General features: G+C 48.1%; 2 tRNA genes. Both read left to right on the top strand.

The window, feature by feature from the left end:
• Window positions 1–74: 74 nt before the first annotated feature.
• Window positions 75–151 (top strand) — tRNA-Ile (locus tag ACW9IR_RS29720).
• A gap of 30 nt (window positions 152–181) precedes the next feature.
• A tRNA-Ala gene (locus ACW9IR_RS29715) sits at window positions 182–257 on the top strand.
• The last annotated feature ends 115 nt before the right edge of the window (window positions 258–372 follow it).

The raw sequence follows: 372 nt of genomic DNA, 5'->3' as shown, positions 1-372 counted from the left end.
ACATCAGCTGCTCCATAAGTTCCCACACGAATTGCTTGATTCATTGAAGAAGACGAAAGAAGCAGCCCGAAATTGGGTCTGTAGCTCAGTTGGTTAGAGCGCACCCCTGATAAGGGTGAGGTCGGCAGTTCGAATCTGCCCAGACCCACCAATTTTGTGTGGGAAATACCTGTAGAAATACGGGGCCATAGCTCAGCTGGGAGAGCGCCTGCCTTGCACGCAGGAGGTCAGCGGTTCGATCCCGCTTGGCTCCACCACTACTGCTTCTGAAGTTTGAAAGCTTAGAAATGAGCATTCCATCGTGACGATGGTGAATGTTGATTTCTAGTCTTTGACTAGTTCGTTCTTTAAAAATTTGGGTATGTGATAGAA

The organism is Pseudomonas sp. SDT291_1_S447, assembly GCF_054070155.1.
Note: the sequence above shows the minus strand (reverse complement) of the source record. Positions and strands in the feature narration are given on the sequence as shown.